Origin of the sequence: Streptomyces sp. NBC_00158 (assembly GCF_045160885.1) — a bacterium.
Taxonomy (GTDB): Bacteria; Actinomycetota; Actinomycetes; order Streptomycetales; family Streptomycetaceae; genus Streptomyces.
Genome location: NZ_CP108161.1, coordinates 2,618,606 through 2,630,552 on the forward strand (window position 1 = coordinate 2,618,606; position 11,947 = coordinate 2,630,552).

The window sequence follows — 11,947 nt, forward strand, 5'->3', positions numbered from 1 at the left end:
GGTCACGGTCCCTTCGGGTCGTCGTTGGGCATGACAGCGGTGGCCCTGGCCGGGTCGACGGACAGGCCGGGCACGATCGTGTTGATGGGGATGGTCACGGTGGCCGTGACGGCGTCGGCGCTCTTGCTGATGGCCACGTCGGCCGTGAGGCCGCCCCGGACGGCCGCCTGGCCGGCGGCCGCGCCGCCGGAGCCCTTGCGGGCCTCCACGCGGGCCGCCGTGCGGGCGGCGGTGTCGGCCTGTTCGTGGACGTACGCGATCCAGCCCAGCTGGATCCCGCACAGTGCGACGAACAGCAGGATCGGCACGAAGCCGATGTACTCCAGGGCGACCTGCCCCCGGTCGCCCCGGCGGCCCGCCCTGGCCGCGGGACCGCCCGCGCCGGGCGCGGGCGGCCCGCCCGGCGCGGGCCCCGGGCCGGGCCGGGCGGCTCGGCCGGGCCGCTGATCGCAGTGGCGGGGCATCTCAGTTCTCCCTCTCCATGGCGGCACCGGCCTCGCCGGTGATCCGGCCGAAGCTCAGGCCGGGGTAGAAGACCGGGATCTCCAGCTGGACCGTGGCCCTGTACACGTCGCCGGACGGCCCGCACTCGGTCGTGAGGTTCCACGCACCGCTGATGTGCTCGGCGGCAGCCGTCTGGCAGGCCCCGCCGCCCTTGACCGCCCCCGCCCGCGCCGCCTCGTCGGCCGCGTTGCCGGCCAGGGAGAACGCGTAGCCGATCAGTACGCACTCCCAGACCGCCGCGACGAGCAGCAGGATCAGCGGCACCATGCCCACGAACTCCAGGGCCACCTGTCCCCGGTCCCCGCCCCGGTACCGCCCCCGGCGCACGCCTCAGCCCTCCCGGCCGCGCCGCAGCCGGGCCACCGGGCCGGGCGGGCGGACCGCGAGGGCCGCGCCCGTGCCCGCGACCGCGCGCGTGCCCCGCCGGTGGTCCGGGGCCGGTGCCCCGTCCGGTGCCGAGAGGAGGCCGAGTTCGCCCGCCACCGCCCACAGGGCCTGTTTCACCGTCGAGCGGTTGTCGAGGTCCTGGACCCGGCCCGCGTCCACCACGGCCTGGAGTTCCTTGAAGGCGGCGGGGACGGAGGTGCGGACCGGCCGGGTCTTGGTGATCTTCTCGATCAGCGAGGGCTGGATCTCGGTGTGCTTGCTCCAGCGGTTGACGACCATCGCGGTGTCCTCCGCCTTGCGCACCTGGAGCCGCTCCCACATGCGGACCATCCGCTTGGCCGCGCGTACGGAGACCACGTCGGGCGTGGTGACCAGTACGGCCGTGTCGGCCTGTTCCACGGCGGCGGCGTTGGCTCCGGTGACCTGGGTGCCGCAGTCGACGACGACCAGTTCGTAGCGGGCGCGCAGGGCGCCGATGACCTGGCGGGCGGCGCGTTCGTCGACCTCCTCGCCCCGCTCGCCGTCCGCCGGGGCCAGCAGCAGGGCCAGGCCGGTGCGGTCCTCGTAGACGGCGTCCTGGAGGACGCGGGGGGAGATGTCCTGGATCCCGGCGAGGTCGGCGATGGAGCGGCGGAACTGCACGTCGAGGTAGGAGCCGACGTCCCCGGCCTGGAGGTCGAGGTCTACCAGGGCCGTGCGCCGTCCCGAGGCGGCGGCGGCGAGGGCGAACTGGACGGCGGTGAAGGTGGTGCCGACGCCGCCCTTGGCCCCGGTGACGGTGACGACCCGGCCGCCCGGGCCGGTGAAGACCTCCGCGCCTCCGCCCAGGTGGCGGCGTACGCCGACGGCCCACAGCGCGGCGGCCTGGACGCGGGCGCTCAGCTCCTCGTACGAGAGGGGCAGGGCGATCAGGCCCCGCGCGCCGGAGTCCATGGCGGCGGAGAACAGGCCGGGGCCGGCGTCGGAGGAGAGCAGGACCACGCCCACCGCCGGGAAGCGCAGGGCGACTTCGCGGATGAGTTCCAGGGCGGGGACGGGGCCGATCCGCTCGTGGACGAGGACGACCTCGGGGAGTTCGTCGACGGACTCGGCGGCCATCCGGCCGAGCATGTCGAGGAGGGAGGTGGAGTCGGGGACGGGAGGGGCGGGCTCGGCGTCGGGCAGCTGGCTGAGCAGGGCCGTGATGGAGCGGGCGGCGTCCGGGTCGCCGGCCGCGGGGAGGATTCGAGTGGTCATCCGCGCCTCACTTGTCCCCGTCGAGGGTGTACGTGCGGTCGGTGGGGCCGGGGGCCGAGTCGGTGCCGGGGGCGACCAGGGCCAGCCGGACGTGTTCCGCGAAGGACTCGGCGTAGGCGACGCGCTGGGTGTCCTTCGTGTTCAGGGCGAAGGTGATCGGGACCGCCTCGGCGGGGCCCTTGCGGTCGCTGTCCTTGTCTAGGGCGGTGAGCTTGCCGACGCCGAGGACGCGGGCGTTGGCGACGATGATCACCGAGCGGGAGGGGTCGGTCTCCTTGGCGCCCTTGAAGGTGGCGATGATGTTGACCTTCGCGCCCGAGGTGATCTTGCCTGCCACGCCGGTGGCCGCGTCGATCATGATGGCGATCTCCTGCTCCCCGGCCTGGAGCTGCGGCTTGTCGACGAACATGTCGCTCTGGAGCAGGGAGCCCTTCTTCAGGGTGGTGAGCGCGATCTTGCCCTGGAGCGCGCCCAGGTCGTCGACGGCGGTGTCGGAGAGCCACCGCTTGGGGACCTTCACCTCTTCGAACTGGCCGGCCGTCAGGGCGCTGTACGGTGCGATGTCGCCCTTGACGCGGTACGCGACGACCTCGGCCCCGACCTTGGAGTTGACGTCGCCGATGACGACGAGGACCCCGGCGAAGGCGGCGAGGGCGCACAGGACCGACAGCAGGAGCAGGATGACGCCGCGGCGCTGGCGTGAGTTCATGAGCCGTACTACCTCGCCGTTCTTCGTTCGTTCGGGCGGTCAGGATCCGGTTCTGGAGCGGGCGGCGGGCACCTCGGGCGGTGGTGCGGCCAGGGGGGCGGCGCAGAAGCCGCAGCGGTCGCCGATGAGCTCGAAGCCGCACCAGCCGCACTCCTCGCGGCGCACCGAGGAGACCAGCTGGTGGAGCACGGAGACGTCGGGGATGGCGGCGGCGAACTCGACGAGCTTGGGGGTGGCCCACCAGCGGGCGGAGTCGGCGGGCAGCGGGTTCTCCATGACGCCCTGCACCTGCCAGGCGGGGGCCAGTTCGGCCGCCACCCAGTCGGAGGAGAGCTGGCCGCGCGCGAAGGTGAGGTGGGTGGCGAAGGCGGGGCCGGCCGGGACCACCCCGGTGGCGGCGGTGCCGAGCCGGGCCAGGTGCGGTGACGGGTGCGCGAGTACGGCGAACTGGGCACTGGGCGACCAGGAGCGGGCGTGCGCCTTGAGGCCGACGGGGATCCGGTCGAGCTTGGCGACGGAGCCCAGCAGGGCGCCCGCGTACACGTAGTGGGAGAGCAGCCGGGCGGCGGAGGCGATCACCCCGGGGCTGAAGTCGCAGACGGTGAGCTGGCGCAGCTGACGCACCAGCACGGCGGTGCCCAGCGGCGGGAGGTCGGTGTCGACGATCGCGATCCGGTCGGTCTCCAGGATGGCCCGTACGGTGCGCACCCGGTGCGCGGTGGCCGGGGGCAGCCAGGACGGTACGACGGCGACGAGGTGGCCGTGCCGTTCCAGCAGGGCGCCGGTCTCGGCGAGGGCGGCCTCCAGGCCGGCTTCGGCGGGCGGGTGCAGTACGGCGGCGCCGGGGGTGTGCCGGTCGGGGGCCGGCAGCACCAGGTCGGCACTGGTGACAGCGATGGCGGTCGGCACGCGAATCCCCCCGTTCACCCTCCGCGCGGCGTCCGTTCGCCCGGCCGTCGGCCGGACTTCCGCACGCGCGCATGCTGCGCGACCGCAAACGATCGGCGCCCTTCCCCCTTGCCCGAGCACCATATCCGCGACGCCCCTGACAGGGCAGGGGCTTGAAGATTCCCGTGCCGGAAGCACATGTCACAGGAGGCGGGAAACCCGGACAACAGGGATCGGGGCCGGGTCCATTTCAAGCCACATTGCAAACACTCTTGACACGGGGATTGGTCTGGACCAACTTGGCTGGCGCCTGCTTTCGGTCCGGGGGACCCCACTCCCCCCTCACAGCTCCCCCCTTCCGCTTCTCCCCTTCCTCCCCCCACGGAGCCCACGTGAACCGCATACGCTCCCTCGCCCTGCCACTCGCCGCCACCCTCGCCGCCGGCGGCCTCACCGCCCTCGCGGCGGGCCCCGCACAGGCCGCCGACGTCAACGTCGTCCGCAACGGCGGCTTCGAGTCCGGACTCGCCAACTGGTCCTGCTCGAACGGCAGCGGCGCTTCCGTCTCCTCGCCCGTCTACGCCGGGGCGGGCGCCCTGAAGGCCACCCCTGCGGGCTCGGACAACGCCCGCTGCTCCCAGACCGTCACGGTCAAGCCGAATTCCACGTACACGCTCAGCACCCAGGTGCAGGGCTCGTACGTCTACCTGGGCGCGACCGGCACCGGCGCCCAGGACGCCTCCACCTGGACCCCGGGCTCGGGCGGCGGCTGGCAGAAGCTGTCGACCACCTTCACCACCGGCCCGAACACCACCCAGGTCACCGTCTACACCCACGGCTGGTACGGCCAGCCGGCCTACACCGTCGACGAGTTCAGCGTCTTCGGCCCGGACGGCGGCGGCCCCACCGACCCCGGCCCGGGCCTGCCCGGCGCTCCCGCCGGGGCCGCCGTTTCCGGCCAGAGCCAGAACGGGCTCACCCTTTCGTGGAACGCGGTCAGCGGGGCGGCCGGCTACCACGTCTACCAGGACGGCGTGCGCGTCCAGACGGTGGCGAACACCTCCACGCCGGTCACCGGGCTCGCGCCGGGCACCTCGTACTCCTTCCAGGTGAGCGCGTACAACGCGGCCGGCGAGGGCCCCAAGTCGGCGCCGGTCACCGGCACCACCACCGGGGGCGGCGGCCCGAACCCGAACCCGTCGGTGCCCAAGCACGCGCTGACCGGCTACTGGCAGAACTTCAACAACGGCGCGACCGTCCAGAAGATCTCCGACGTCTCCGCGCAGTACGACATCATCGCCGTCTCCTTCGCCGACGCCACGACCACGCCCGGCGCCATCACCTTCAACCTCGACTCGGCCGGCCTCGGCGGCTACACCGTGGACCGGTTCAAGGCCGACGTCGCCGCGAAGAAGGCGGCCGGCAAGTCGGTCATCCTCTCCATCGGCGGCGAGAAGGGCACGATCTCGGTCAACGACTCCGCCTCGGCGACGAATCTGGCCAACTCCGCGTGGGCGCTGATGCAGGAGTACGGCTTCAACGGGATCGACATCGACCTGGAGAACGGCCTCAACCCGACCTACATGACGCAGGCGCTGCGCGCCCTGTCGGCGAAGGCGGGCCCCTCCATGGTCCTGACCATGGCCCCGCAGACCATCGACATGCAGTCCACGCAGGGCGGGTACTTCAAGACCGCGCTGGCCGTGAAGGACATCCTGACGGTCGTGAACATGCAGTACTACAACAGCGGCGCGATGAACGGCTGCGACGGCAAGGTCTACTCCCAGGGCTCGGTGGACTTCCTGACGGCCCTGGCCTGCATCCAGCTGGAGGGCGGCCTCGACCCCTCGCAGGTGGGCATCGGCGTCCCGGCTTCGCCGAGCGGCGCGGGCAGCGGCTACGTCTCCCCGACCGTGGTGAACAACGCCCTGGACTGCCTGGCCAGGGGCACGGGCTGCGGGTCCTTCAAGCCGTCGAAGACCTACCCCTCGCTGCGCGGGGCGATGACCTGGTCGACCAACTGGGACGCCAAGGCGGGTAGCACCTGGTCCAACGCGGTGGGTCCCAAGGTCCACGGGCTGCCGTAGGCGGTAGAGGTGTGGGGGTGGCTGATTCGGTCCGGTGAGCCCGCCGGATACCCCCGGGGCTATTGACCGGGACATGCCACAAGAGCACGCTGTGCGCGTCCGCACGGCTACCCCCACACTCCCACCCAGGAGAACGCATGCGGCTCCACACCCGCCGGAGGGCCGCCGTCACGGCGGCCCTGCTGGCGCTCGCGCTCGGCGCACCCGCCTACGGCATGAGCGCGACGGCAGCACCGCCGCCCACCCCGTCCACGGCGACGCAGGACGAGGCCATCGCCCAGTACGAGATCCAGGGCCCCTCCACGGCCGCCGAACGCACGGCCCTGCTGCGCACCGGGGCCTCGATCGACGAGGTGGACGCCCGCTCGGTCGTGGTCAGCGCCGACCCCATGCAGGCCAAGAGCCTGCGGGCGCTCGGGTACGCGCTGACCCCGCTGCCCGGCCCGCCGGACCGCGGCGAGCGCGGGGTCGCCGCGACCCCGATGGACTTCCCCTCCGCCGACTCCCGGTACCACAACTACGCCGAGGCGAAGGCCGAGATCGACCAGCGCATCGCCCAGTACCCCGGGATCATGAGCAAGCGGGTCATCGGGAAGTCGCACGAGGGCCGCGACCTCATCGCCATCAAGATCAGCGACAACGTCGGCACGGACGAGGCCGAACCCGAGGTGCTCTTCACGGCCCACCAGCACGCCCGCGAGCACCTGACCGTGGAAATGGCCCTGTACCTGCTCAAGGAGTTCGGCTCCAAGTACGGCACCGAGAGCCGGATCACCAACATGGTCAACCAGCGCGAGATCTGGATCGTCCCGGACCTCAACCCGGACGGCGGCGAGTACGACATCGCCACCGGCTCCTACCGCTCCTGGCGCAAGAACCGCCAGCCCAACAGCGGCTCCTCCTACGTCGGCACCGACGAGAACCGCAACTGGAACTACAAGTGGGGCTGCTGCGGCGGCTCCAGCACCAGCAAGAGCTCCGAGACCTACCGCGGGCCGGCCGCCGAGTCCGCGCCCGAGGTCAAGGTGGTCTCCGACTTCGTCCGCAGCCGGGTGGTCGGCGGCAAGCAGCAGATCACGGCCGCGATCGACTTCCACACGTACAGCGAACTGGTGCTGTGGCCGTTCGGCTACACCTACAACGACACCGCACCGGGCCTGACGGCCGACGACCTCGCCGTGTACAAGAAGATCGGCACGAGCATGGCCGCCAGCAACGGCTACACGCCCGAACAGTCGAGCGACCTGTACATCACCGACGGCACGATCGACGACTGGCTGTGGGGCAACCAGAAGATCTTCGCCTACACCTTCGAGATGTACCCGGCGAACGGCGGCGGCGGCTTCTACCCGCCCGACGAGGTGATCGACCGCGAGACGGCGCGCAACAAGGAAGCCGTGCTCCAGCTGCTGGAGAACGCGGACTGCATGTACCGCTCGATCGGCAAGGAAGCCCAGTACTGCGCCTAGCGCGCACCCGCTGAGCCGGGGCGCCCCACCGCCAGGGGGGCGCCCCTCCGCCCGTGCCTCAGCCCAGCACCGCCAGGGCGTCGATCTCGATGAGCAGCCCGGCGGGCAGACCCACGTACACCGTGGTCCGGGCGGCGGGCACCTTCACGCCCTGCTCGTCGAAGTAGGCGTTGTAGATCTCGTTCATCTCGGCGAAGTGGCCGGTGTCGGTCAGGTAGACGCGGATCATCACCACGTCGTCCCAGGTCGCGTCGCCGGCCTCCAGCACGGAACGGACGTTCTCCAGCGTCTGGAGGGTCTGCTCGCGCAGCGACGGCCCGGCGGTGGTGGGCGGCTGCCCCTCGACGTGCGGGAGGTAGCCGACCTGGCCGGCGACCTGGAGGATGTTGCCCTTGCGGACGCCGTGCGAGAACTTCGCGGGCGGGGCGGGGTGGGACTCGGGGGTGACGGCGGTCTTCTCGCTCACGTCGGGGTCCTCTGCGTTCGTATCGGTACGGGGGTGTTCTCCCCCCGCTGATGGTGTCAGCGGGGGCCGGCCCCCGTGGCCCCGGTTCGACCGGTTCGCGAGGACGGGCTACCCGTACCGGACGGGGCCGGGCGGGCGGGGCCGCTGCGCGGCGGCCGGCCGACCCCCGGCGGAACCGGGGGACGTTGACCCGCCGTCCCTGCCGGTGTAGACCACAGGCAACGCGCAGCGCATCCGCACCACCCCCCAGGAGGACCCCATGGGCAGCGACGCAGTCCGACGGCTCGCCGGCGAACCCGTCGACCACCGCTTCAAGGGCCTGCCCCCGGACGCCCAGACGGCCGGCCTCACCGTCGGGGAGCTCGCCGCGCAGGGGCGGGACCTGTACGCCGGCGGGTTCACCACCCCCGTCCTCACCCTCGACGCCGACGCGCTCGCGCACAACCTCGCCGTGCTCGGCGAGTACTCCGCCCGGCACGGCCTCGCCTTCGCGCCCCACGGCAAGACCTGCATGGCCCCGCAGCTGTTCGAGCGCCAGCTCGACCACGGTGCCTGGGGCATCACCGCCGCCGTCCCCCACCAGGCCCGCGTCTACCGCGCCTTCGGGATCCCGCGCATCTTCCTCGCCAACGAGCTCGTCGACCCCGCCGCCCTGCGCTGGGTCGCCGCCGAGCTCGTCGCCGACCCCGGCTTCCGGTTCGTCTGCTACGTCGACTCCGTGCGCGGGGTCCGGCTCATGGACCGGGCCCTCCGGGGCCACGGCGCCGTACTGGACGTCGTCGTCGAGCTCGGCGCCGGCGAGGGGGCGCGCACGGGGGCCCGTACCGACGAGGACTGCCGGGCCGTCGCCGACGCCGTCGCCGCCACCGACACCCTCCGCCTCGTCGGCATCGCCGGCTACGAGGCCGAGGTGCCCGACGCCGACCCGGAGAAGGTGCACGCCTGGCTGCGCCGGCTCACCGGGCTCGCCGCCGAGTTCGACAAGGCCGGACGGTTCGGCCCCGACGTCGAGGAGATCGTCGTCAGCGCCGGCGGCTCCGCCTGGTTCGACGCCGTCGCCGACGTGTTCGCGGAGCTGCCCGAGCTGTCCCGGCCCGTGCTGAAGCTGCTGCGCTCCGGGGCGTACGTCTCCCACGACCACGGCTGGTACGGCCGCCTGACCCCCTTCAACCGGGTCCCGGAGGAGGGCGGACTGCGCCCCGCCTTCCGGCTCTGGACGCAGGTCGTCTCCCGCCCCTCCCCCACCCAGGCCTTCGTCAACGCCGGCAAGCGCGACATCGCCTACGACCTCGGCCTGCCCGAGGCCGAGCTGGTCCGCGACGCCCTCGACGGCACCGAACGCCCCGCCACCGGCATCCGCGTCGTCAAGCTCTCCGACCAGCACGCCTGGCTGGAGACCGGATCCGCCGAGGACGTCCAGGTCGGCGACTGGGTGGCGCTCGGCATGTCGCACCCCTGCACCATCTTCGAGAAGTGGCCGCTGATCCCGGTCGTCGAGGCCGACGGCAAGGTCACCGAGTACGTCCGGACCTTCTTCTAGCCGTGGACCTCGTCATACGCGGCGCCCGTGTCGTCGACGGCACGGGCGGGCCCTCGTACACCGCGGACGTCGCCGTGCACGGGGGCCGGATCGCCGCCGTCGGCCGGATCCCGGCCGGCGGGCGGCGGACCCTCGACGCCCACGGGCTGGCCCTGGCCCCCGGGTTCGTCGACATGCACGCCCACAGCGACCTCGCACTGCTCCGCGACCCGGACCACTCCGCCAAGGCCGCCCAGGGCGTCACCCTCGAAGTCCTCGGCCAGGACGGCCTGTCGTACGCGCCCGCCGACGAGCGGACCCTGGCCGGCGTACGGACCGCCATCGCCGGCTGGAACGGCCCCGGGGACGACGTCGACCTCGACTGGCGGACCGTCGGCGAGTACCTCGACCGGATCGACCGCGCCCACGGCGGACGGGGCACCGCAGTCAACGCCGCCTACCTCGTCCCACAGGGCACCGTCCGCGCGTACGCCCTCGGCTGGGACGACCGCCCGGCCACCCCCGCCGAACTCGACCGGATGCGCCGGCTCGTCGCCGAGGGGCTGGAACAGGGCGCCGTCGGCCTTTCCTCCGGGCTCACCTACACCCCCGGCATGTACGCCACCGGCGCCGAACTCACCGAGATGTGCAAGGTCGTCGCCCGCTACGGCGGCTACTACTGCCCGCACCACCGCTCGTACGGGCGCGGCGCGCTCGCCGCCTACGCCGAGATGCTCACCCTGGCCCGCGAGGCCGGCTGCGCCCTGCACCTGGCGCACGCCACCATGAACTTCGGGGAGAACGAGGGCCGGGCCCCCGAACTGCTGGCCCTCCTCGACGCGGCCCTCGCCGACGGCGCCGACGTCACCCTCGACAGCTACCCGTACACCCCCGGCTGCACCACCCTCGCCGCGCTGCTCCCCGGCTGGGCCCACGAGGGCGGCCCGGACGCCCTGCTGGCGCGGCTGCGCGACGAGGACACCTCCGAGCGGATCCGGTACGCGCTGGAGGCGGAGGGCTCCGACGGCTGCCACGGGGTGCCGGTGGACTGGGCGACCGTGGAGATCTCCGGTACGAACGACCCCGCGTACGGGAGCCGCGTCGGCACCCGCCTCGACGGCTGGGAGACCGCGCGGCGGCTGCTGATCGACGACCGGCTCGGGCCGACCGTCCTCCAGCACGTCGGCCACGAGGAGAACGTCCGGGCGATCATGCGCCACCCCGTCCACACCGGCGGCTCCGACGGCATCCTGCACGGCGCGAAGCCGCACCCCCGCGCGTACGGCACCTTCCCGCACTACCTCGGCCGCTACGTGCGCGAGTTGGGCGTGCTCTCCCTGGAGGAGTGCGTGGCCCACCTGTCGGGCCGCCCGGCAGCGCGGCTGCGGCTGCCCGACCGGGGGCTGGTCCGCGAGGGCTTCCGCGCCGACCTGGTCCTCTTCGACCCGGACACGGTCGCGGCCGGGTCCACGTACGAGCGGCCGCGCGCACTGCCCACGGGCATCCCGTACGTACTGGTCGACGGACGGTTCGTCATGCGGGACGGGAAGCGGACGGACGTCCTGGCCGGGCGGGCGGTGCGCAGAACCCCGTTCGCGGGCTAGGACTTTGGTCCCACCGGGTGTTCACGGCCGACACATACGATGAACGCCATGGCCGTCTTCATCCTCCCCGCCCTCTTCTTCCTCGCCTTCTGCGTGAGCGTCTTCAAGGACCGCCGCCGCTTCAGCAACGCCGTACTGCTCGGCCTGACCTGCATCACGCTGGCTGCGACGCTGCTCTTCAAGGTGGCGGCCCTGCCCGCGTGGGCGGCCCTGGCGATCTTCGCGCTGGCCTTCGCCGCGCCCGCGGTGGGCACGGTGGTGATCGGCGGCCTGCTGATCGCCAACGGCATCACGATGATCCGCAAGGAGGGCCGCAGCCCGCGCAACCTGCTGTCGATGCTCGCGGGCCTCGGGATCTTCGGGATGATCGCGCTGCTGGTCGCCGTCCCGTTCTCCGGCTCCGCCCTGCTGAACGGCATGGCCGCGACCCTGACCCTGGTCGTCGCGTACGTCGCCTTCATCTTCGTGTGCTTCCTCGGGTACGCGTTCCTCTACGGCCGGATCAAGGTCCGCGGGGACGTCGACCACGTGGTCATGCTGGGCTCCGGCCTGATCGGCGGGGACCGGGTGCCGCCGCTGCTGGCCTCCCGGCTGCGCAAGGGGCAGCAGATCTACGAGGCCCAGCTGGCCCGCGGCTCGCGCCCGCCGGTGCTGCTCACCTCGGGCGGCAAGGGGTCCGACGAGCGGGTCTCCGAGGCGCGGGCCATGGCCGACTGGCTGATCGCGGAGGGGGTCCCGGCGGAGCACGTGCGGCTGGAGGAGAACTCGGCCACGACCGAGGAGAACATGCTCTTCTCGAAGGGGATCATGCTGGCGGACAAGCCGGGCTACCGGTGCGTGGTCGTCACCAACAACTTCCACGCCTTCCGGGCGGCGATGCTGGCCCGCAAGACCGGGGTCAACGGGCAGGTGGTCGGCTCGCCGACGGCCCGCTACTTCCTGCCGAGCGCCACCCTGCGCGAGTTCGTCGCGGTGTTCTGGGAACACCGCGTGGTCAACCTGTCGATCTGCGGGGTCCTGGTGGCGATCGGTGCGGTGGCGACGCTCTCGGCCGTGACCTACTTCTGACGCGCGTTCC

Annotated in this window: 11 protein-coding genes; 5 read left to right on the forward strand and 6 right to left on the reverse strand. The window is 72.7% G+C overall.

Annotated elements, in window-relative coordinates; genetic code table 11:
- Positions 1–2: 2 nt before the first annotated feature.
- From OG553_RS11815 to OG553_RS11835, 5 genes are read right to left on the reverse strand one after another with little or no spacing between them, the layout of a single operon-like run.
- Positions 3–464, reverse strand: coding sequence for a TadE/TadG family type IV pilus assembly protein (locus tag OG553_RS11815; protein WP_405978947.1), 462 nt, complete (start codon positions 462–464; stop codon positions 3–5).
- 1 nt (position 465) lies between these two features.
- Entirely contained in the window at positions 466–831 is a 366-nt protein-coding gene (locus tag OG553_RS11820) for a TadE/TadG family type IV pilus assembly protein (protein WP_405978948.1), read from the reverse strand.
- A gap of 3 nt (positions 832–834) precedes the next feature.
- Positions 835–2,127, reverse strand: a complete 1,293-nt coding sequence (locus OG553_RS11825) for a CpaE family protein (protein ID WP_405978949.1) — start codon at positions 2,125–2,127, stop codon at positions 835–837.
- Positions 2,128–2,134: 7 nt separating this feature from the next.
- Complete coding sequence (cpaB, locus tag OG553_RS11830) at positions 2,135–2,836, reverse strand: Flp pilus assembly protein CpaB (RefSeq protein ID WP_405978950.1); 702 nt, start codon at positions 2,834–2,836, stop codon at positions 2,135–2,137.
- Positions 2,837–2,875: 39 nt separating this feature from the next.
- On the reverse strand, positions 2,876–3,745 hold the full coding sequence (locus OG553_RS11835) for a hypothetical protein (protein WP_405978951.1): 870 nt from the start codon (positions 3,743–3,745) through the stop codon (positions 2,876–2,878).
- Between the two features lie 371 nt (positions 3,746–4,116).
- Between OG553_RS11835 and OG553_RS11840 the strand changes: the two genes are divergently transcribed.
- Both OG553_RS11840 and OG553_RS11845 read left to right on the forward strand, forming a co-directional pair.
- Entirely contained in the window at positions 4,117–5,811 is a 1,695-nt protein-coding gene (locus tag OG553_RS11840; protein WP_405978952.1) for a chitinase, read from the forward strand.
- Between the two features lie 137 nt (positions 5,812–5,948).
- Complete coding sequence (locus tag OG553_RS11845) at positions 5,949–7,280, forward strand: M14 family zinc carboxypeptidase (RefSeq protein ID WP_405978953.1); 1,332 nt, start codon at positions 5,949–5,951, stop codon at positions 7,278–7,280.
- A 58-nt stretch (positions 7,281–7,338) separates the two neighbouring features.
- Here OG553_RS11845 and OG553_RS11850 read toward each other — a convergent pair whose 3' ends face one another.
- Positions 7,339–7,746 (reverse strand): RidA family protein, encoded by a 408-nt coding sequence (locus OG553_RS11850; protein WP_405978954.1) that lies wholly within the window; start codon positions 7,744–7,746, stop codon positions 7,339–7,341.
- A gap of 259 nt (positions 7,747–8,005) precedes the next feature.
- On the opposite strand from OG553_RS11850, the gene OG553_RS11855 reads away from it, so the two are divergent.
- Genes OG553_RS11855 through OG553_RS11865 form a run of 3 tightly spaced genes read left to right on the forward strand, consistent with a single transcriptional unit; the run spans position 8,006 to position 11,937 of the window.
- On the forward strand, positions 8,006–9,286 hold the full coding sequence (locus OG553_RS11855) for an amino acid deaminase (RefSeq protein ID WP_405978955.1): 1,281 nt from the start codon (positions 8,006–8,008) through the stop codon (positions 9,284–9,286).
- 2 nt (positions 9,287–9,288) lie between these two features.
- Positions 9,289–10,869, forward strand: a complete 1,581-nt coding sequence (locus OG553_RS11860) for an amidohydrolase family protein (RefSeq protein ID WP_405978956.1) — start codon at positions 9,289–9,291, stop codon at positions 10,867–10,869.
- 48 nt (positions 10,870–10,917) lie between these two features.
- Positions 10,918–11,937 carry a YdcF family protein gene (locus OG553_RS11865; RefSeq protein WP_405978957.1) on the forward strand — a complete coding sequence of 340 codons (1,020 nt, stop codon included), beginning with the start codon at positions 10,918–10,920 and terminating at the stop codon, positions 11,935–11,937.
- Positions 11,938–11,947: the final 10 nt, after the last annotated feature.

Bases quoted from the DNA above. Each gene is read 5' to 3' on its own strand.
- OG553_RS11865 (WP_405978957.1), top strand. From the start codon at position 10,918: ATGGCCGTCTTCATCCTCCCCGCCCTCTTCTTCCTCGCCTTCTGCGTG.
- OG553_RS11825 (WP_405978949.1), bottom strand. From the start codon at position 2,127: ATGACCACTCGAATCCTCCCCGCGGCCGGCGACCCGGACGCCGCCCGC.
- cpaB (WP_405978950.1), bottom strand. From the start codon at position 2,836: ATGAACTCACGCCAGCGCCGCGGCGTCATCCTGCTCCTGCTGTCGGTC.
- OG553_RS11815 (WP_405978947.1), bottom strand. From the start codon at position 464: ATGCCCCGCCACTGCGATCAGCGGCCCGGCCGAGCCGCCCGGCCCGGC.
- OG553_RS11845 (WP_405978953.1), top strand. From the start codon at position 5,949: ATGCGGCTCCACACCCGCCGGAGGGCCGCCGTCACGGCGGCCCTGCTG.
- OG553_RS11855 (WP_405978955.1), top strand. From the start codon at position 8,006: ATGGGCAGCGACGCAGTCCGACGGCTCGCCGGCGAACCCGTCGACCAC.